Origin of the sequence: Haloterrigena alkaliphila, from assembly GCF_017352155.2 — an archaeon.
In the GTDB taxonomy this organism is placed as follows: Archaea; Halobacteriota; Halobacteria; order Halobacteriales; family Natrialbaceae; genus Haloterrigena; species Haloterrigena alkaliphila.
Genome location: NZ_CP071462.1, coordinates 911,075 through 926,887, shown reverse-complemented (window position 1 = coordinate 926,887; position 15,813 = coordinate 911,075). Strand labels below are relative to the sequence as shown.

Sequence of the window (15,813 nt, the reverse complement as noted above, 5' to 3'; positions counted from 1 at the left end):
GGCCCGATCGACTGCCGTCACTCCGTCGTCGGGGGCTCCTCGGCCACGTCGTCGACCGCGTGAATCCGGACGGCCGTCGGCCGCTTGGTGAACTGCCCCAGCGAGCGCGCGACGATCCGCTCGACGCCGCGGTCGGCCGCCAGATCGAGCAATCGCTGGCCGAGGATCTCGTCGAGGATCACCGTCGTCGGCGCCGCCTCGAGGGAGTCGAGGGCGTCGTAGGCGTCGCTCGCGTCGGACTCGCCGACGACGTCGCCGTCGGCGTCGAGAAACCGGATGCGGCCGGTGTTCTCCCGGATCACCGCCGTCGCGTGGCCGTAGACGGTCTCGGGGCCGGTCGACGCCGGGGTCGATTCGGCGTCGTCCTCGACCGCGGCACCCTCGTTCTCGGAGCGCTGCTCGGTATCGGTCTCCGCAGCGTCCGATCCCCCGGGAACGGCGTCGGCATCCCCCTCGGTGGCGTCGGTGTCGCCGGCGCGACTCGCGTCGGGCTCCGGCGTCGACGGACTCGCCGTCTCGGGCGGCGACTCCGCGGGGCCGTCGACGGAGGGGGACCGGACGGCGACGTCGCTGTCCGTCGTCGGCTTCGTCTCGGTCGGCGCCGGCGCCGGCGTCGAACTGCCGTCGGTCGCGGCGACCGCCTCCCGGGGTTCGTTCATCCCCGAGACGGTGTCGTAGGGGACCTTGTTTCGCAACGCCGTGAACAGCTGGTGGTGGTCCAGGTCCTCCACGGACTCGCCCGCCGGCGCGAACGCGACGTAGTCGATGTCGCCGACCTGCGAGAGTTCCTCGAGGATGAGGTCGCCGCCCCGGTCGCCGTCGAGGAACGCGGTGACGGTGCGGTGGTGGGTGAGTTCGGCCACCGCGTCGGGGACGTTCGTTCCCTCGACCGCGATGGCGTTCTTGACGCCGTACTTGAGGAGGGTGAGCACGTCGGCCCGGCCCTCGACGACGATGATCGCGTCGCTATCGGTCACCCGCGGCCCCGCGGGGAGCCCCTCGTACTCGGTGATGTCCTCGACGCGGACGTGCTGGCGCACCTCCGCGAGGATCTCGTCGGAGGTCATCACGCTGTCGTCGAACCCCGTCTGGAGCAGTTCCTTCGCGCGGGCGACGACCGCCTTGCGCTTGGCCGCGCGGACGTCCTCGAGTTCGGTCACCTCGAGGTTCGCTCGGCAGGGGCCGACCCGGTCGATCGTCTCGAGGGCGGCGGCGAGCGTGGCGGTCTCGACCTTGTCGAGGCTGGTCGCGATGGTGAGGTGGCCGTGGGACTGGCCGCCGGTGCTGGCTATTTCGACGTCGATGCGTCCGACCTTCTGTGACTGGCGGAGGTCGCGGAGATCGAGTTCGTCGCCGAGGAGTCCTTCGGTCTGCCCGAAGATCGCGCCGACGACGTCGCTGCGCTCGACGACCCCGTCAGCCGTGACGTCGGCGTGGATGAGATATTTCGACGTGTCTTCCATGGGAGATCTGGCCTCGTGACGCGATCCCGCGAGCCGGAACCGCGATCGGTTTATGTAGGTTTTGGATCGTGACGGGGAAATAGCTGTTGACCTGACCAGAACGCCACGGGTCAGAACGACGACAGAACCGCTCGAAACGTCGACCGTCAGTACGACGGCCGGTACCAGTACCAGTAGACCGTCACGGCCAGCAGGACGAGCACGCCGCCGAGGAAGAAGAGCAGCCCCGGCGGTGCGACGTCGAGAATCGCCTCGGCCACGTCGGCGCCGCCGTCGGCCGCGTTCTCGACGGTCTCGTTGCTATCGCCGTCCGTCGTTTCGACGTCGACGGAATCGTTTCCGGCGGTCGCCCCGTCGTCTCCGGTTTCCTGCGCGGAGAAGCCGTTCCCGCCGTCGCCGTCGGTACTTTCGGTCGACCCGCCGCCCTCGTTCCCGCCGGCGCCCGTCGGCGTCGTCTCTGCAGGCGCGGTCCCCGTTACCGACCGGGCCCACTGCGTGAGTGCGTACTGGACTACGAAGCTCCCGGCGGCGAGCACGACGACGCCGCCGACGAACCGCGAGAGCGCCTCTCGCAGTCGACTGGCCGTCGACTCGTCACCCGTGACGATCAGCGGCCCGTCGGTCGTCGCGTAGACGCTCATCTCGTTGCCCCGCGAGGAGTACCACGTGTCGACGACCTCGACGAGGCCCGCGTCCTCCAAGTTCTCGAGGTGGTAGCGAACGTTCTGGATCGAGGAGTCGATCGCCTCGGCGACGTCGCTGGGCGTGCCGGGTTCCTCGTCGAGGCGCGCGTAGATCCGGCGGGCCGTCGTCGACGAGAGCGCGCCGAACACCGCGTCGGCGTCCTCGCCCTCGAGGCCGACGACCCGCGGCTGACCCTCGTTCTCGGCGGGCTCGGAGCGAAACGGGAACAGCCGGGCCATGTCAGTTCGATAGATAGTCTCGGGGCGACTCCTATACGTTTTGTCCTGTCTGAAAGAGCGATTTTAGCCTGGAGACGGCGCGATCCGCGATCGGTGAAAGCGCGATTTGAGCCTGCGAACGGACGGCGTCCCGCTCGAGAATCGGCCGTAGCGACCGCGTCGCGCTCTCGATGAGGAAAGCTCTTCAATCGTCCGGGTTGAAGGGGAACAATTACCAACGTCCGGCCGAACACCCGGATATGCGCCGACTGGAACTGGCGGGGTGGAGCACGGTCGGGGTCGTCTGCTGTGCGCTGGCGATCCCGTGGTTCCTCTGGGGGGACTCGACGGTCGTCGCCGGCCTGCCGCTGTGGCTCTGGTGGCACGTCGGCTGGATGGGGCTCGCCTCGGTCGTCTTCTGGACGTTCGCCCAGCGGGCGTGGGGACTCGGCATCGAAACGGGAAGCGACGCCGGCGACTCGAGCGACGCCGGCGGCGAGCGGGGACCCGGATCGACGCGGTCGCCGGCGGGGGGTGACCGCCCGTGAGCGTCGCCCTGCAGGTGGGAATCATCGTCGGCTACCTGCTGGTGGCGCTGGCGGTCGGACTGGTCGCCTACCGGCTGACCGACCGGACGGCCGAGGACTTCTACCTGGCGAGTCGGACGCTCGGGACGGTGGTGTTGCTGTTCACGACTTTCGCGACGCTGCTGTCGGCCTTCACCTTCTTCGCGGGGCCGAACGTCGCCTACGCGGAGGGCCCCGAGTGGGTGCTCGTCATGGGGCTGATGGACGGAATCATCTTCGCCGTTCTCTGGTACGTCATCGGCTACAAGCAGTGGCTGCTCGGCCAGCAGTACGGCTACGTCACGCTCGGGGAGATGCTGGGCGACCGGTTCGCCTCGAGGCGGCTCCGCGGACTCGTCGCCGGCGTCAGCCTGCTCTGGCTCTTTCCGTACGTCATGCTCCAGCAGGTCGGGGCCGGCAGGGCGCTGCAGTCGCTGACCGACGGCGCCGTCCCCTACGCCGCCGGCGCGGGGCTGATCACCGCGTTCATGATCCTCTACGTCGTCGTCGCCGGGATGCGGGGCATCGCCTGGACCGACACCCTGCAGGGCGCGTTCATGCTCGTGACCACCTGGGTCGCACTGCTGTGGGTGCTCGCGGCGGTCGGCGGCCCCGGCGCGGCGACCGAGGCGATCGCCTCGAATCCGGAGACCGCCGACTTCCTCTCGCTGGGCAGCGACTACTACACGCCCCAGTGGATGCTCTCGACGGCGATCACGATCGGCTTCGGCGTCGCGATGTTCCCGCAGGTCAACCAGCGCTTCTTCGCCGCCGGCTCGAAGAGGGTTCTCAAGCGGTCGTTCGCGCTGTGGCCGATCCTCTGCGTCCTGCTGTTCGTCCCCTCGTTCATGCTCGGCGCGTGGGCCGCCGGCCTCGGCGTCGACGTGGCCCTCGCCGACGGCGAGAACGTTCTGCCGACGGTACTCGCCGAGTACACGCCCGTCTGGTTCGCCGCGCTGGTCATCGCCGGCGCGATGGCCGCGATGATGTCCTCCTCGGACTCGATGCTGCTCTCGGGGTCGTCGTACTTCACGCGAGACCTCTACCGGCCGTTCGTCGACCGATCGATCTCGGAGCGCCGCGAGGACTTCCTGGCCCGCACCGGCGTCGTCGTCTTCGCGTCGGCCGCCTTCGTCGCCAGTCTGCTCACCCCCGCGCCGCTGTTCGACATCGGTGAAGCGGCCTTCGGCGGGTTCGCCCAGATCGCCCTGCCGGTCATCGTCGCCCTCTACTGGCGCCGGACGACGCGAACCGGGATCACGGCCGGCATCGCCGTCAGTCAGGCGTTCTACCTCTCGAGTCTCTTCCTCCCGTTCGTCCCCGGCAGCTACGCCGGGTGGACGGCCGGCATCGTCGGGATGGGACTCAGCCTCGTCGTCACGGTCGCCGTCTCGCTGGTCACGACGCCGGCGGCCGACGAGCGCCGAGCGATCTACTTCGAGCGGTTGGGCGCGGACTGATTGGATTTCGGTCCAGGCCGATTCCGCACCGCAAACCGATTCTCGAGTCCCTTGCCTCTGGCCCCGATTCTTTGTAGCTCGTCGCCGTGGCAACGCGCATGGATCTCGAACTCGACGGCAACAGCGCACTGGTGACGGCTTCCTCGAGCGGCCTCGGCTTCGCGAGCGCCGAAGCGCTCGCCGCGGAAGGCGCGAACGTGATGCTCTGTGGCCGCGACGAAAAACGGCTCGAGTCCGCCCGCGAGGAACTCGCCGACGTCGGCGACGGGGAAGTCCGGGCCACGCAGACCGACATCACGGACCCCGACGCGGTCTCCCACCTCGTGAGCGAGACGGTCGACGCGTTCGGCGGGCTGGACCACCTCGTCACCTCCGCCGGGGGACCGCCGAGTACCACCTTCCTCGAGACCGACGAACAGGACTGGTACCAGGCCTACGACCTCCTCGTGATGAGCGTCGTCTGGACGATCGAGAACGCCCACGAGCACCTCCTCGAGTCCGAGTACGGGACGATCACCTGCATCACGTCCCGGACGGTCCGCGAGGTGGCCGACGGCCTCCTGCTGTCGAACTCGGTGCGCCGGGGCGTAATCGGCCTCGTGAAGACCGTCTCGCGGGAGTTCGCCCCCGAAATCCGGGCCAACGCGGTCCTGCCGGGAACGATCGAGACGAGCCGGATCGAGGAGCTTGTCGAAGCGAACGTCGAGCGCGGTATCTACGAGGACTACGAGGACGGGCTGACGGAACTCGCCGACGAGATTCCGATGGGGCGCATCGGCGAGCCTCGAGAACTGGGTGACGTCGTGGCGATGCTCTCGAGTCCCCGCGCCAGTTTCGTCAACGGCGTCTCGGTACCGATCGACGGCGGGCTGTTGCGGAGTTAGGGCGATTCGAGTCGGCGCAGCCCGTCACCGAACGCGCTTCGAGCGGTGGACCACCGGTACGGTGGCGTGCGCTGTGACGGGGTGAGCGGATAGCGAACCCCGTCACGAATGTGTGCGAGGGATGAGCGAGCGAGCGCAGCGAGTGAGCGAATCGGCTGGGGAGGACGTGGAAATCACAGTTGCCACGATAGGCAGGACACTTCTCTTCGCATTCAGTCCTATTCGAGTTACTCTAGAAAACAGCTTCTACTACCGTGGCGGCAGGGAATTGCCACACCCTCCCCAGCCGATTCGCTCACTCACTCTGTTCGTTCGCTCATCCCTCGCACGTATTTGAGCCACGCCTCGCTTTCGCTCGCCGCGGCCCAGCGCGCGCCACCGCAGCGGTGCGTTTCGGATCGAAATGAGGACAGAGCACGTCCGTATTGGCGGAGTCTACCGGCTAATCCGCCGAGATCTCGCAGCTACCCTCGTAACTGACGTCCTCGACGGACTCGATTTCGGGCTGGTCGCCACAGACTGGACAGGACGGGTTCGACCGCACCGGGACCTCCTCGAAGGTCATGTCCATCGCGTCGTACATGAGCAGGCGCCCCTCGAGCAACTCGCCTTTTCTTAAGATGTACTTGACGACCTCTGTGGCCTGAATGCAGCCGACGGTGCCCGGGAGGACGCCGAGGACGCCGGTCGTCGCGCAGTCGGGGACGGTGCCGGGTTCGGGCGCTTCGGGGAAGATACAGCGGTAGCAGGGCGGTGATTCGTCCGTTTCATCTCTGCGCTCGTTCGTGAACGTCGTGATCTGCCCCTCGAAGCGGTAGATCGCGCCGTGGGACAGCGGCGTGCCGGTGAGCACGCAGTGGTCGTTGAGCAGGTACCGGGTCCCGAAGTTGTCGCTGGCGTCGAGGACGACGTCGTACTCGTCGACGAGGTCGCCGACGTTCGCGGACGTGATGCGGGTCTCGTGGGTGTCGACGTCGATGTCGGGGTTCAGCGCCGCGACGTAGTCGGCGGCGCTCTCGACTTTCGGGCGGCCCACGTCGCCGTCGCCGTGGACGATCTGGCGCTGCAGGTTCGAGCGCTCGACGACGTCGTCGTCGACGATTCCCAGCCGTCCGACGCCCGCGGCCGCGAGGTACTGGATCGCCGGCGAGCCCAACCCGCCGGCGCCGACGACGAGGACGCTGGCCTCGAGCAGCCGCTGCTGGCCCTCGGGACCGATCTCGTCCATGATCACGTGTCTCGAGTAGCGATCGAGTTGGGTCGCGTCGAGGCGGAGATCGCTCATGCGCGATAGTTGGGCGGAGACCGAGAAAAGTCCGCGGGTCGATGCGGGCGGAGCCGCCACCGCGATCGACCGAGCGACACTGCCGATCGAACCGTTTTCGGCGACGAATCGAACGTACGTAGTTCCTTCGGCGAATCCGTTCCGTCGTTGAGGCAGATGTCGGGGTCAACCCAATTGTTTAATACTGTGGGAGGCATTGACACGCCCATGGCAACCTCACCCAGTGACGCCGGTGACGACGTCATCGACCAATTCCTCACGGACCGCGGTCACACGGTAGAACGAGTCGGGTGGGAGCAGGAGTACAACAAGAAGCAGTGCCCCGAGTGTGGCGGCCTCCACGACACGTCCGCCACGACCTGTACCGTGTGTGGGTGGGAACCGGCGGCCTGAGCCGCCGCGTCGACGCTCGTTTTTCGAGTCGGAGCCACTGACGGAGCCGCCGCGTCAGTCTACGGTCGCGGTCGGCCGAGACGACGACGCCGAGTTCCTCGGATAGCGGTAATTTCAACCGCAGTTATGCGACACAATTATAGTGTATCGTTATCCTACCATTCGTTGAGAAGCACTATGCCGGAATGCCAGAACTGCGGCGCGTTCGTCACGGATGCGTACGCACGCGTATTCACCCCCCGCGACGTAGACGACCCCCGGGTCTGTCCCGACTGTCAGGACAAGATCCGCGACGGTGCCGACGTTCGAACCGCCCGCTCCCCGCGAAATCCCTGATCGATCGGCTATCGGCCGATATCGACACCGTTCGGCAAATACGTGGCGGTTTCTGTCGACGAAAACCCACGTCACTTATGGGTATTGCGACCCTGAACTGCTACAATGGCTACTACGGAGACGAAGGTGACCCGGTTGTTCGGTGGTCCGGGCAGCGGGAAGACGACCGCCCTGCTCGACCACGTCGAAGAGATCCTCGAGGAGGACGGCGTGACCTTCCGGGATATCCTCGTCGTCTCGTACACGCGAGCGGCTGCACAGGAGGTTCGCGAACGGCTGGCCGAGCGACTCGACGAGAGCCCGCGTGCACTGCAGGGCAACGTCTGTACGATGCACGCGAAGGCCTACGAACTGCTCGACCTCTCGCGAAGCGACGTCATCGGCGAGTCCGACAAGGAGGAGTTCTGCGAGGAGTACGGCCTCGAGTTCGAGGACGAGTACTCCGGCGCGGGCCGCCGTACCGCCCGGTCGACGACTATCGGGAACAAGATCATCGCCACCAGCCAGTGGCTCCAGCGGACCCGGCGCGACGTCACTGACTGGTACGACGTCCCCTTCCAGTGGAACGAAGAGGAAGTGCGACTGCCGCCGGAAATCGATCCGAACGCCCAGGAGGGTAACAAGTACACGCCGACCTGGCCCAGCGACGACGACCGGATCGACGTCCCCGAGGCGATTCGCGGCTGGCGCACCTACAAGGGCGAGTCGGGGAAGATCGGCTTCGCGGACATGCTCGAGCGCGTCAGACAGCGTTCGCTGCTGCCCAGCGTCGACTACCTGGTGATCGACGAGTTCCAGGACATCACGACGCTGCAGTACGACGTCTACGAGGAGTGGAAACCCCACATGGAGCAGGTGCTGATCGCCGGCGACGACGACCAGGTCGTCTACTCCTGGCAGGGCGCCGATCCCGCGCTCCTGCTCGACGAGGAGGTCGACGAGGACGTCATTCTGCCGAACTCCTACCGGCTCCCCTCGAACGTCCTCAACGCGGTCAACAGGGAGATCCGCCACATCGAGACGCGCCAGGACAAGGACCTCAAGCCGCGCAAAGAAGGCGGCGCCGTCGAGGCCCGCGCGAACGCCTCGATGCTCGACGTCGTCCGGAACGTTCGGCGGACGCTCGTCGAGGGCGACGGCACCATCATGGTGCTGTTCCGGGCGCGCTACCAGATGTTCCAGTTCATCGACGAGTTCATCACCGAGGGCGTCCCCTTCACCTCGCTGACCGACCAGCGGATGTGGACCGACCGCCTCACGCAGTACGTCCGCGCCATCGAGGCGATCGACGCGGGCGAGGACGTCACCGGCCTGCAGGCCCGGCGACTCGCCGACATGCTGCAGGAATCCGCGTTCGGCACCAACGAGCGCGACGAACTCTTCGACGAGATCGACGAGCGCCAGGAGGACGCCGGCATCGACGACCTCGAGCAGCTGATGATCCCCGCGGAAGTCGTCCAGGATCACGTCCCGTTCATGCCCGGCCCCGGCTCCGCCTCGGACATGCTCCGGAAGGTCACGAACTTCCAGAAGAAGAGCGTCAAGTCGTACTTCGCGATCGGCGAGTACCAGGGGATGGCGACCGACCGCGTCCGCGTCGGTACGATCCACTCCGCGAAGGGTCGCGAGGCCGACCACGTCATCGTCGGCACCGACCTCACCGAGAAGGTCGTCGAGCAGATGGTCGCGACCGTCGACGACCCCACCGACATCCCGGGCTGCGAGGAGTTTACAAAGACCACCTCGCCGGTCCCCGTCCTGACCGACAACGAGCGCCGCGTCTTCTACGTCGGCATGTCCCGGGCCCGCGAACGGCTCGTCCTGCTCGAGAACCTCGTCGACGGCGCGCCGACGCTGCCGATCGACGTCCTGCTCAACAACCGGCTGACCGACACGCCGCTGGAGGAACTGGTCGAGCAGGCCCAGCTGCCCGAAGACGCCGACGCGGACGGCGACGAGGTCGAAGCCGAAGCGCCGTGAGCGACGCCGATTCGAGCGCCGGAACCGGCGCCGACACCGGCCTCGAGAGCGTCGGCCCGCACCTCGAGTCCGTCGTCGCCGGGGCGCTCGCGGACCGCGACGTCGCGGCGTTCGTCCACGTGGGCACCGCTCGCGATCCGGGGGTTCGGTACTGTCAGTCGATCCTCGAGCGACGCCTGAGACCCGGCGAGGATCGGGACGTCGTCGCGGTCGCGTTCGACGGCGACGAGTGGCTCACCGAGACGACGGACGGAACGGTGAGCCACCCCGCCGAGACGCTCGCCGACCGATTGGCCAACCGGGGCGAGACCGAACCCGACGCGGAGCCGAGAACGATTCTGACGCCGGCGGCGATCCCCCACGACGCCGCGCTCTACCTCGAGCGCGCCGGCTTCGACCTCGCGTCGACGGCCGTCCTCGAGCGCGCTCGAGCGACGAAGACGGCCGACGAGCGCGAGCGGATCGCCGCGGCGCAGGCCGCCGCGGGCGTCGGTATCCGCCGAGCGGCCGCGCTGCTCGCGGACGCGACGATCGCCGACGGGCGACTCGTGGCCGACGGCGAGGCGGTGACGCCGACGCGCCTCCGGACGGCCGTCGACGCGGCCATCGTCGAGGCGGGCGCGTTTCCGGCGGGGAACACCGTCGTCAACCCGGATTCGGGACACGTGCCCTCGAGCCTCGACGGAGCCAGCGCCGGCGACGGCACTAGCACCGGTGGCACCACCGAAGACCAGCCGCTGGCACCCGGCGAACCGATCGTCCTCGAGACGGCCCCTCGCGGCCCCGCGGGCTACCACGGCGGCCTCGTCCGCACGCTCGTCGTCGACAGCGACGGCGGCAAGGAACGCCGGGCGCACGTCGCCGTGACGCAGGCGTTTCGCTCCGCGGCGGCGATGCTGACCGCCGGCGCCGAGTCCGTCACGAGCGTCGAGGCCGACCTCGAGGCGGAGATCAGGGCGTTCGGCGAGGACGGCGCGGTCGAGACGCGGGTCTCGGGCGTCGGCCTCGAGTCCCGGGAACGCCCGCTCGCGGGCGGCGAGGACGTCGAACCCGATCACGTGGTCCGACTCGAGGCGGCGGTCCGCGTCGACGAGGGGCAGTGGCTCCGGATCGCCGACCTGCTCGCGAAAGGCGAGGCCGGCGAGCGCGCGGCGTACCTCCCGGCGCCCTCGCAGTCGCTGGATCCGACGGCGCTGCTCGAGGAGTGACGAGGGACGTCTCAGAAATCGTCGTCGAACGAGACGGTGGAGAGGGGGTCAGGGACCGCCGTCGGATACGTCGTCGGAAGAGCGCTCTTCCGCGTCGTCGTCCGAACCCCTCAGCCGCTCGTAGCCGCTCAGGACGGTTTCGACCGCGAAACCACCGAGTTCGAGGATCGCGAGGACGAGGTCGGGCATCGGTATCGAACCTGTTACTCGAGTATCGCTTTCGTCTAGCACCGTAAGTGGTGGCGTCGGCGCTACGACCGGTCGTCCTCGCTGGGCACGTCCACGACGTCGCGGTCCTCGTCCGCTTCGGCGTCCGATTCGGTCGTGACCGTGCCGACGACCCGTTTGGCGACGATTCCCGGAATATCCGACGGGGTCGTCAACCGGTGCTGGACGAGGACGAGCGCGACCGCGAGAAACAGGAGGAGCGCACCGGTCGTCGTCTCGCCCCGAACGAGCAGGAACTCGAGTCCGGCGAGCGCGGCGGGGATCGCCAGCACGAGCGTCCCCGCGAGCGTGATCGTGTCGATGATGCTGTTCATCGCTCGCGGCTACGCGCGGTCCCGGCAAAAGGACGACGACTCCGCGGCCGCGCGACTCGGCACCGACATCCGTAACGTATCTGGAACGCATTCCTGATCCGGAACGTCTTTATCCGTCGACTGGTACCTCCGAGTATGTTCACCGGAATCGTCGAGGAGACCGGCGAGATCGTCGCCCGCGAGCGGACCGACGACGGCCTCCGTCTGCGCATCGGGGCCGACGAGGTCGCGACGGGACTCGAGCACGGGCAGAGCATCAGCGTCAGCGGCGTCTGCCTCACCGTCGAACGCTTCGAGTCGGGCGCGTGGTTCGAGGTCTTCCTCGCGACCGAGACGGTCGAGCGGACCTACCTGGGAGACCTCGCCGAGGGCGACGCGGTCAACCTCGAGCGGGCGATGCCGGCCGAGGGCCGGTTCGACGGCCACGTCGTGCAGGGACACGTCGACGCGGTCGCGACGGTCTCGACTATCGAAGCCGTCGACGAGGACTGGTTCTTCGAGTTCGAACTCCCCGAAGGATACGGCCGCTACGTCGTCGAGAAGGGGTCGATCACGCTCGACGGGATCAGCCTCACCGTGGCCGACCTCCAGAAAACAAAAGGCCGGGTCACCGTCGCGATCATCCCTGCGACCTACGAACTGACGACCCTCTCCGAGAAGGAACCCGGCGATCCCGTCCACCTCGAGGTCGACGTCCTCGCGAAGTACGTCGAACGGCTGCTCGAGGAGCGCTTCGCGTAGCTCACTCGTCGGCTTCGCCGAAGTCACCCAGTCGCTGCTGGCACGCCTCGAGCAGCGCGACCTGTCGCTCGAGCATCGCCGCGGCCATCTCCTCGCCCTCGTCGTCCGCGTCGAGCCGAGCGCGCATCGCGCGAAGGCGCTCGAGGTGCTCCGAGACCTGCCGGTCGAACTCGTCGTCGGCCAGTTCCGCGGCGTCCTCGAGCTTCGCGAGCAGTTCGTCGGGCGACTGGGGGATCTCGCCGCTCGAATCGGCGTCGGCGTTCGACGTCCCCGTCAGCGCCGCGAGCGCGTCGAAGTAGCTCCGGGTGGCCGACTGCGCGAGCTCCACGCCCTGCCGCTGGGCGACCAGCGGGGCCTCGACGGCAGTGCGGGCGGTCCGTTGCTGGACGGTCAGCCCCTGCTTGAGCAGTTCCTGACCGCTCGTCATCGCGGCCCGCTGGGTGGCGAACGCGACCCCGAGCGGCGAACTCGAGCGCTCGCCGCCGGTTCGATCCGCGTCCTCGCTGTCGACCGTGGCCGCATCGGTCTCGGTGTCGGCCGTCGCCGCGTCCGCCTCACCCTCGAGTCGCTCGCGAGCGACCCCGTCATCCGTCGATTCGGGCTCCGCCTCCGACCCGGCGATCGTATCGGGGTCGATCTCCGGATCGGGTTCCGAATCCGGTTCGACGGCCGACTCGATATCGACGCCCGGAACCACCTCGCTGCCCGACTGACTCCCTTCCGCAGTCGTCGACTCGTCGTCCGCGGTCTCGAGGGTCGTCTCCGGTCGCGGATCGGTCTCGGGACCCGAGCGGGTCTCGACGTCCGGATCCAGTTCGGTCTCCGGGCGAGCGTCCGTTCTCGAATCCGTCTCCGCGTCCGTGACCGACTCGAGGTCGACGCCGGTGTCCAGTTCGTCCGCGAGATCCGCGTCGTCGGTTTCGCGCCGGTCACTGGTTTCGTCGTCGTCGTCCGTCGCTGCCGACTCGAGGTCGACGCCGGTGTCGACCTCGTCGGCGATATCCTCCGACTCGGTCGCCTCGTCTGTGACGGCGTCGTCGGATTCGGTGGACTCCGCGGCCGACTCGAGATCGAGGCTCGTATCCAGTTCCTCGGTGATGTCGGTTCCCTCGATCGACGTCGATCCCGCGGTCGTCCCCCCGTCTGACTCGCTTTCGGCCGATTCGCTCTCGGCCGATTCGTCGTGGTCCGTCTCCGCGGTCGGTCCGATGCCGGCGCCGGTGTCCGGCCCGTCGGGCTCCGCTTCGTCGATCGGCGCGTCGGCGACGCCGGCCCGATCCATCGCTTCGGCCGACTCCGTCGATCGGTCTCCGCTCATCGCGTCGGGGGACGCCTGCGTTTCGTCCTCGAGATCGGGGGCGGACGCACTGTCCGCCTCGTCAGCGGTGTCGGGTTCCTCGGCCTCCTCGATGTCCGATGCGTCGGGTTCCTCGGCCTCCTCGATGTCCGATGCGTCGGGTTCCTCGGCCTCGTCGATCACCGCCGTCGTGTGCTCGAGACCGGGTTCGCTCGGCGCGTCGGGCCGGTGAACGTCGTTCAGCTCGTCCGGCGCGTGGGGTTCGTCCGATCCGTCGGACGCGCGCGTTTCGACCGGTTCGTCGACCGCCTGATCCTCGTCGGGTGCGTCCATCGGCTCGTCGGGACCCGTCTCCACGTCGAGACTCGTTTCCGTCGGTTCGTCGGCGCTCGAGTCCGCTGTCTCGTCCGGTTCCGCGATACGTGTACTCGTCTCTACTTCGGCCTCCGCGTCGGATTCCTCGAGTTCGTCGGTTCCCGCGTCTCGCTCGGCCTCGTTCCGCGCGGTCGCGTCGTCCATCGCGTCGACACTCCCGCTCGAGTCCCACTCGTCGACGTCGGTTTCGGGGTTTCGCTCCGCGGCGTTGGTGGTCGTGACCCCGGTCTCCGTCGGCACGCCGGCGGGGTCGTCGACGGACTCGGTTCGGAGCCGGATCACGTCGCTCGAGATCTCGTCGACGGTGTTCTCGTGGACTGCGACGGTGTCGTCGTGGGCCTCTCTCCAGCCGAGGGCGGCCCTGATCGAGTCCACGACGCCGGCGCGGGGCTCGACGCGGGCGGTGTCGTCCTCGATCGATCTGACCGTCCCGATCACCTCGCCGTTGGCGTTCTCGACTCGCTTCTCGAGGTCGTCGTCCGTAAACGTCGCACTCATAGGGGGACTGCCGAGACTGTGCCCAAAGCCAGTGGTGCCTGCACCAGCGGGGCCGAGCGGCGCTCGGCCGTCTCGGGCGGCCGTCAGCGCTGTGGCGGGTCGAACTCGGTCAGTTCCGATCGGGGATCCGAACCGGTGTCGTCCCTGACGGCGCGGTAGACCCGCCGGTAGCGGGCGATCTTGCGGTAGAGGAAGGCGAAGATCACGGCGTCGAACAGAACCACGTAGCCGATGAACGCCGCCCCGAAGGGGATGGGGGTGAGTTCAGTCACGACGGAGGGAACGATTCCGACGGTGACGTTGTACGTCCCGTGGATGAACGCGGCGATCAACAGCCCCTTCACGACGATCGGGCCGCCGCGGCCGGGGTTGAACTTCGCGAGACCGAGGTAGTAGCCCGCGATCGCGGAGTAGATGACGTGGCCGGGACCGACGAGCGCGCGAACGGTCGTGATGCCGGTCGCAGCCGTGAGCGTGCCGACGTCGGCCTGCGCGATCGTCGACCCGATGTAGATGGTGTTCTCGATCGCGGCGAACCCGAGTCCAGCCACGGCGCCGTAGACCGCGCCGTCGATGACGGCGTCGAACGCGTCGCTCCGGTAGGCGAAGAAGCGAACCGCGAGCAGTTTCACGCCCTCCTCGACGGGTCCGACGATCAGGTAGAAAAAGAGGATCGATCCGACGACCGGAACCGCCCGGATGCTCGGCCCGACCAGCGAGTTCACGACGGCCGCGAACGTCGCGAATAGAATGGCCAGAACGAACGTCGCGACGAGCAATCCGAGCGGTTCCTGCGTCGTGACGTCCGAGTACCAGATGAGCGCCGCGAGCAACGCCGCCGGAACGACCGAGAGGCCGAAGAAGACGGCGACCGCGACCGAGCCTTCCTCGAGGACGAGCACCGCCGGCTGGACCAGCAGTGCGATCGTAATCGCGACCGCGACGAGGAGCACGATTCCCTGCAGTCCGTACCGGATCACGTTGTATACCGAGTTCGAGACCCGATCGAGGCGCGACCGGGGTTCCCACGTCGAGACGTCGTAGAGATCGGTCGACTCGTCGCTGGCCGCTTCGACCGGGTCGCGCTTTCGCGACATGGACGCCAGTACGACGGCCGGTCCGGTAAGCGTTCGGCGCGCACGTCCTAGTATGATATTGACCTTCAAGATCTGTATAAGGACCGTACTTATGCGTATTCGGCGACCAGAACCGACAATCATGTACAGTGGCAGTCGCGGGATCCTCTACACGGCACCGCCAGCATCGGACGAATCGAACGACGACGCGACGGAGGCGACAGCGAGCACGGCGGACGGCGACGCGGCGACGACCGCAGCGGAGGCCGACGACGGTCTCACCGCCGACGACTGACGTCGAGCATCGACCGGCTCGAGCGCGGTGTTTGCTCGCGACCGCTTCGCATCCCGGAGCGACGCCACCGCGGTCCGGACTCGGAATCCACAAAGGCCTCGCCCGCGAACCGTCGCTCATGCACTTCGATCAGCGAACGCAGCAGGCGCTTCGCGACGTCGGGCTCTCGACCGACGACCTCCGGGCGGCCTCGGAAGCCGTCGTCGAGGCCGTCGACGCCGACGCCGCGGCGCTCGAGGCGTTTTTCGAGGACCACGACACCGTTTATTCGGACATGGATATGGCCCACTCCTCGTCGGAGTATCCCGAACACGCGGTCGACTACCTCGACCTGACGACCCACGCCGACGAGATGCGCGGTTGGCTCCGGTTCGACACGTGGGGCGTCTCCGTCGAGGACGGCCGCGTATTACCGGATGAGTCCATCGAACTGACGCTCGGGCCGACGATCCACGACCGCGTGCGGTTCGCGCCCGACCGAGAGACGCTGCGGTGATTCGCGTGCGTCCGAA

At 67.8% G+C, this 15,813-nt stretch carries 17 protein-coding genes; 10 read left to right on the top strand and 7 right to left on the bottom strand.

Annotated features, from left to right (window positions below; genetic code table 11):
• Window positions 1–17: 17 nt before the first annotated feature.
• Window positions 18–1,463, bottom strand: a complete 1,446-nt coding sequence (gene dnaG, locus J0X25_RS23260) for a DNA primase DnaG (protein ID WP_207289937.1) — start codon at window positions 1,461–1,463, stop codon at window positions 18–20.
• Between the two features lie 146 nt (window positions 1,464–1,609).
• Complete coding sequence (locus tag J0X25_RS23255; protein WP_207289936.1) at window positions 1,610–2,386, bottom strand: ArsR/SmtB family transcription factor; 777 nt, start codon at window positions 2,384–2,386, stop codon at window positions 1,610–1,612.
• Window positions 2,387–2,625: 239 nt separating this feature from the next.
• On the opposite strand from J0X25_RS23255, the gene J0X25_RS23250 reads away from it, so the two are divergent.
• From J0X25_RS23250 to J0X25_RS23240, 3 genes are all read left to right on the top strand, one after another.
• Complete coding sequence (locus tag J0X25_RS23250; protein WP_207289935.1) at window positions 2,626–2,913, top strand: DUF3311 domain-containing protein; 288 nt, start codon at window positions 2,626–2,628, stop codon at window positions 2,911–2,913.
• Entirely contained in the window at window positions 2,910–4,391 is a 1,482-nt protein-coding gene (locus tag J0X25_RS23245; RefSeq protein ID WP_207289934.1) for a sodium:solute symporter family protein, read from the top strand. Before J0X25_RS23250 ends, J0X25_RS23245 begins: the two co-directional genes overlap by 4 nt.
• A gap of 98 nt (window positions 4,392–4,489) precedes the next feature.
• Complete coding sequence (locus tag J0X25_RS23240; protein WP_207289933.1) at window positions 4,490–5,275, top strand: SDR family oxidoreductase; 786 nt, start codon at window positions 4,490–4,492, stop codon at window positions 5,273–5,275.
• A gap of 442 nt (window positions 5,276–5,717) precedes the next feature.
• On the opposite strand, the gene ubaA is transcribed toward J0X25_RS23240, so the two are convergent.
• Window positions 5,718–6,560 carry an SAMP-activating enzyme E1 gene (gene ubaA, locus J0X25_RS23235; RefSeq protein WP_207289932.1) on the bottom strand — a complete coding sequence of 281 codons (843 nt, stop codon included), beginning with the start codon at window positions 6,558–6,560 and terminating at the stop codon, window positions 5,718–5,720.
• A gap of 207 nt (window positions 6,561–6,767) precedes the next feature.
• On the opposite strand from ubaA, the gene J0X25_RS23230 reads away from it, so the two are divergent.
• The 4 genes from J0X25_RS23230 to J0X25_RS23220 all read left to right on the top strand — a co-directional run bounded on the left by J0X25_RS23230 (window position 6,768) and on the right by J0X25_RS23220 (window position 10,477).
• Window positions 6,768–6,953 (top strand): HVO_0416 family zinc finger protein, encoded by a 186-nt coding sequence (locus tag J0X25_RS23230; protein WP_207289931.1) that lies wholly within the window; start codon window positions 6,768–6,770, stop codon window positions 6,951–6,953.
• 177 nt (window positions 6,954–7,130) lie between these two features.
• The gene (locus tag J0X25_RS39970) at window positions 7,131–7,289 is read left to right on the top strand and encodes a DUF7563 family protein (protein ID WP_007260282.1); all 159 of its coding nucleotides are present in this window, start codon (window positions 7,131–7,133) and stop codon (window positions 7,287–7,289) included.
• Window positions 7,290–7,394: 105 nt separating this feature from the next.
• Window positions 7,395–9,269, top strand: coding sequence for a UvrD-helicase domain-containing protein (locus tag J0X25_RS23225; RefSeq protein ID WP_207289930.1), 1,875 nt, complete (start codon window positions 7,395–7,397; stop codon window positions 9,267–9,269).
• Window positions 9,266–10,477: a M24 family metallopeptidase gene (locus J0X25_RS23220; protein WP_207289929.1), complete on the top strand. Its 1,212-nt coding sequence runs from the start codon at window positions 9,266–9,268 to the stop codon at window positions 10,475–10,477. The genes J0X25_RS23225 and J0X25_RS23220 overlap by 4 nt, the downstream gene beginning before the upstream one ends.
• A 48-nt stretch (window positions 10,478–10,525) precedes the next feature.
• On the opposite strand, the gene J0X25_RS23215 is transcribed toward J0X25_RS23220, so the two are convergent.
• Window positions 10,526–10,666, bottom strand: coding sequence for a hypothetical protein (locus J0X25_RS23215; protein ID WP_207289928.1), 141 nt, complete (start codon window positions 10,664–10,666; stop codon window positions 10,526–10,528).
• Window positions 10,667–10,728: 62 nt separating this feature from the next.
• Entirely contained in the window at window positions 10,729–11,019 is a 291-nt protein-coding gene (locus J0X25_RS23210; RefSeq protein ID WP_207289927.1) for a DUF7533 family protein, read from the bottom strand.
• 135 nt (window positions 11,020–11,154) lie between these two features.
• Here J0X25_RS23210 and J0X25_RS23205 point away from each other — a divergent pair, with 135 nt between their 5' ends.
• A complete protein-coding gene (locus J0X25_RS23205; protein ID WP_207289926.1) occupies window positions 11,155–11,760 on the top strand; it encodes a riboflavin synthase in 606 nt (201 codons plus the stop codon).
• A gap of 1 nt (window position 11,761) precedes the next feature.
• Here J0X25_RS23205 and J0X25_RS23200 read toward each other — a convergent pair whose 3' ends face one another.
• Together J0X25_RS23200 and J0X25_RS23195 are read right to left on the bottom strand one after the other, a co-directional pair.
• Window positions 11,762–13,930 carry a midas domain-containing protein gene (locus tag J0X25_RS23200; RefSeq protein ID WP_207289925.1) on the bottom strand — a complete coding sequence of 723 codons (2,169 nt, stop codon included), beginning with the start codon at window positions 13,928–13,930 and terminating at the stop codon, window positions 11,762–11,764.
• Between the two features lie 83 nt (window positions 13,931–14,013).
• Window positions 14,014–15,027 carry a PrsW family intramembrane metalloprotease gene (locus tag J0X25_RS23195; protein WP_207289924.1) on the bottom strand — a complete coding sequence of 338 codons (1,014 nt, stop codon included), beginning with the start codon at window positions 15,025–15,027 and terminating at the stop codon, window positions 14,014–14,016.
• A 121-nt stretch (window positions 15,028–15,148) separates the two neighbouring features.
• Here J0X25_RS23195 and J0X25_RS23190 point away from each other — a divergent pair, with 121 nt between their 5' ends.
• Window positions 15,149–15,301 carry a hypothetical protein gene (locus J0X25_RS23190; RefSeq protein WP_207289923.1) on the top strand — a complete coding sequence of 51 codons (153 nt, stop codon included), beginning with the start codon at window positions 15,149–15,151 and terminating at the stop codon, window positions 15,299–15,301.
• Between the two features lie 118 nt (window positions 15,302–15,419).
• Entirely contained in the window at window positions 15,420–15,797 is a 378-nt protein-coding gene (locus J0X25_RS23185; protein ID WP_207289922.1) for a DUF7532 family protein, read from the top strand.
• The last annotated feature ends 16 nt before the right edge of the window (window positions 15,798–15,813 follow it).

Excerpts from the sequence above, each read along its gene's own strand:
- dnaG (WP_207289937.1), bottom strand. The coding sequence starts at position 1,463 with ATGGAAGACACGTCGAAATATCTCATCCACGCCGACGTCACGGCTGAC.
- J0X25_RS23255 (WP_207289936.1), bottom strand. The coding sequence starts at position 2,386 with ATGGCCCGGCTGTTCCCGTTTCGCTCCGAGCCCGCCGAGAACGAGGGT.
- J0X25_RS23250 (WP_207289935.1), top strand. The coding sequence starts at position 2,626 with ATGCGCCGACTGGAACTGGCGGGGTGGAGCACGGTCGGGGTCGTCTGC.
- J0X25_RS23240 (WP_207289933.1), top strand. The coding sequence starts at position 4,490 with ATGGATCTCGAACTCGACGGCAACAGCGCACTGGTGACGGCTTCCTCG.
- ubaA (WP_207289932.1), bottom strand. The coding sequence starts at position 6,560 with ATGAGCGATCTCCGCCTCGACGCGACCCAACTCGATCGCTACTCGAGA.
- J0X25_RS23230 (WP_207289931.1), top strand. The coding sequence starts at position 6,768 with ATGGCAACCTCACCCAGTGACGCCGGTGACGACGTCATCGACCAATTC.
- J0X25_RS39970 (WP_007260282.1), top strand. The coding sequence starts at position 7,131 with ATGCCGGAATGCCAGAACTGCGGCGCGTTCGTCACGGATGCGTACGCA.
- J0X25_RS23225 (WP_207289930.1), top strand. The coding sequence starts at position 7,395 with ATGGCTACTACGGAGACGAAGGTGACCCGGTTGTTCGGTGGTCCGGGC.
- J0X25_RS23215 (WP_207289928.1), bottom strand. The coding sequence starts at position 10,666 with ATGCCCGACCTCGTCCTCGCGATCCTCGAACTCGGTGGTTTCGCGGTC.
- J0X25_RS23210 (WP_207289927.1), bottom strand. The coding sequence starts at position 11,019 with ATGAACAGCATCATCGACACGATCACGCTCGCGGGGACGCTCGTGCTG.
- J0X25_RS23205 (WP_207289926.1), top strand. The coding sequence starts at position 11,155 with ATGTTCACCGGAATCGTCGAGGAGACCGGCGAGATCGTCGCCCGCGAG.
- J0X25_RS23200 (WP_207289925.1), bottom strand. The coding sequence starts at position 13,930 with ATGAGTGCGACGTTTACGGACGACGACCTCGAGAAGCGAGTCGAGAAC.
- J0X25_RS23195 (WP_207289924.1), bottom strand. The coding sequence starts at position 15,027 with ATGTCGCGAAAGCGCGACCCGGTCGAAGCGGCCAGCGACGAGTCGACC.
- J0X25_RS23190 (WP_207289923.1), top strand. The coding sequence starts at position 15,149 with ATGTACAGTGGCAGTCGCGGGATCCTCTACACGGCACCGCCAGCATCG.
- J0X25_RS23185 (WP_207289922.1), top strand. The coding sequence starts at position 15,420 with ATGCACTTCGATCAGCGAACGCAGCAGGCGCTTCGCGACGTCGGGCTC.